A 2,493-nucleotide genomic window follows, 5' to 3' on the forward strand; every position below is an offset into this window, starting at 1 on the left:
TGGATTGCCGCCCTGATCCTGCTCATCGCCGCCCCCCTGTTTCCTGACGACACGGCGCCCACCGAGATCTACGCCTTAGCGAACACTCTCTCCCTGCACGTCGATCTGCGGATCTCGCAGCGTTCGCCGCTGGACCGCCAGCGCGCCCAGTCGGGCCAGGCGGCCAGCGTCATGGCCGAGCAGGCCGAAGCCATCGTGCCCTATCTGGTGCGCTACCGGCCCGCGCGCTGGAAGGTGATGCTCGTGCCGCTCGTGATCCTCGCCGTGGTGACGCCGCTGTCGTGGATTGCCGCCCTGATCCTGCTCATCGCCGCCCCCCTGATTCCCGTCTTCATGGCCCTGGTGGGCATGGGCGCGCAAGCGGCCAGCCGCGCGCAGATGGTGGAAATGGGCAGCATGAACGCCTTTTTGCTGGACCGCCTGCGGGGCCTGGCCACCCTGCGCGCGCTCGACGCCGTCGACGCCACGGCCGAACGGCTGGACGCTTCCTCGCAATCCGTGCGCCGGCGCACGATGGCGGTGCTGCGCATCGCGTTTCTCTCGTCCGCCGTGCTGGAACTGTTTTCCGCGCTGGGCGTGGCCATGGTGGCCGCGTTTATCGGGTTCTCCCTGTTGGGCAGCATCGATTTCGGCACCTGGGGCCGCGAACTGAGCCTGGGGCAGGGCTTGTTCATCCTGCTGTTGGCGCCCGCGTTCTTCGAACCGCTGCGCGAACTGGCCGCCGTCTGGCACGACAAGGCGGCCGGCGAAGCGGGCCTGGCCGGCCTGCACGACTTGGCCGCCGATGGCGTGCCCCTGCCTGGGGCCGGCGTGGAAGTGGCTGCCGTGTCTGCCGCCGCCATGGCGGTGGCGCCGCCGCCCGCCATTGACATCCATCAACTGCGCTTTGCCCATCCTGGCGAAGCGCCCGTGTTCGAGGGCTTTGACCTGGCCGTGCGCGCGGGCGAACACGTGGCCCTGCTGGGCGCCAGCGGCGCCGGCAAGACCACCTTGCTGTCCCTGCTGGCCGGCTTGCTGCCCGCCAGCGGCGGCGAGATCCGCATCGGCGGCGTGCGCCTGAACGACGGCACCGTCAATACCTTGCGCCAGCGCATGGCCTGGATGGGCCAGCGTCCCCACGTGTTTGCCGCTTCCGTCAGCCAGAACGTGACCCTGGGCCGCACGGATGCCAACGCCGCGCAGGTGACGCAGGCGCTGCACCTGGCCGACCTGGCTGCCGTGGCGCAGGCGCAGCCGGCCGTCATGCTCAGCGACGGGGGGCAGGGCTTGTCGGGCGGCGAAGCCGTGCGCCTGGCCCTGGCCCGCGTGGCCCTGCATCCGCATGCGGATCTGCTGCTGGTCGACGAACCGACGGCCCACCTGGACAGCGAAACGGCGGCGCGCGTGACGGACGCCTTGCTGGCCCTGGCCAAGGGCAAGACCATGCTGGTCGCCACGCACGACCCCGTGCTGGCTGGCCGCCTGCAGCGCACGGTGCTGGTCGATGCCCAGGCCCAGGCGCAGGAGTTGCGCGCATGAAAAATTCACTGCTCCTCAACCCCGTGCTGCGGCAATTGCTGCTGGCCCAGCCCGGCAAGCTGATCGGCGGCGCCATGCTGGCGGCCCTGACGGTGGTGGCCGGCATGGCCTTGCTGGGCTTGTCCGGCTGGTTCATCACGGCCACGTCGGTTGCCGGCCTGCACGCGTCGACGGCCATCGTCTTCGACGTGTTCGGCCCGTCGGCCGGCATCCGCCTGCTGGCCATCGGCCGCACGGGGTCGCGCTATGCGGAACGGCTCGTCACGCACGACGCCACGTTTGCCGCGCTGGCCAGTATCCGCGTGCAACTGTTCCGCGGCTGGTCGCGTCCCGAGGCGGCCAGCCGGCTGCTGCGCCGACCCGCCAGGCTGCTGTTCCGCCTGACGGCCGATATCGACGCGCTCGAAGCGCTGTACCTGCGCCTGCTGGTGCCCGCTTTTTCGGCCCTGTGCGCGGCCCTGCTGGCCGGCGTGGCGCTGGGCGTGATGCAGTGGCAGCTGGGCCTGGGCCTGGCCGCCTGGCTGCTGGCCGCCGGCGGCGGCATCGGCTGGCGGGTGGCGCGCCGCGCCCGTCGTCCCGCCATCGTGCGTACACGCGCCATTGAAAAATTGCGTTCCAGTACCATCGACCTGGTGGCCGGCCAGACGGACCTGGTGATGGCGGGGCGCATCGACGCCCAGTGCGCGGCGCTGGCGCAGATCGACCGCTCGCTGGCGCAGGCGGACATGGCCCTGCTGCGCCTGGACACGGCGGCCGGCGCCGCGTACGGCGTGGCCGGCAGCGTGACCCTGGCCGGCGTGCTGCTGGCCGTGGCCGCGCTGGTGCAGCAGCAGGCGCTGGACGTGCCGCTGGCGGCCCTGGCCCTGCTGATCGCCCTGACGGCCGTGGAACCGTTTGCGGGACTGCGCCGCGGCGCGCTGGAAGCGGGGCGCATGCTGCTGGCCATGCGCCGCCTGGCGCCGCGCCTGGACAGCC

The 2,493-nt window shown here is 71.8% G+C and carries 1 protein-coding gene and 1 pseudogene; both read left to right on the forward strand.

Features of this window, described 5'->3' with window-relative positions; all coding sequences use genetic code 11:
• Window positions 1-1,518, forward strand: a 1,518-nt coding sequence (gene cydD, locus GCN74_RS28115) for a thiol reductant ABC exporter subunit CydD (protein ID WP_226939275.1), incomplete at its 5' end; no start/stop codon positions are given.
• Window positions 1,515-2,493 (forward strand): annotated as a pseudogene (locus GCN74_RS28120) (ABC transporter ATP-binding protein); the annotation flags it as partial. The gene cydD and the pseudogene GCN74_RS28120, both read left to right, overlap by 4 nt.

It is taken from the genome of Janthinobacterium sp. FT14W (assembly GCF_009208755.1).
Lineage (GTDB): Bacteria > Pseudomonadota > Gammaproteobacteria > Burkholderiales > Burkholderiaceae_D > Janthinobacterium > Janthinobacterium violaceinigrum.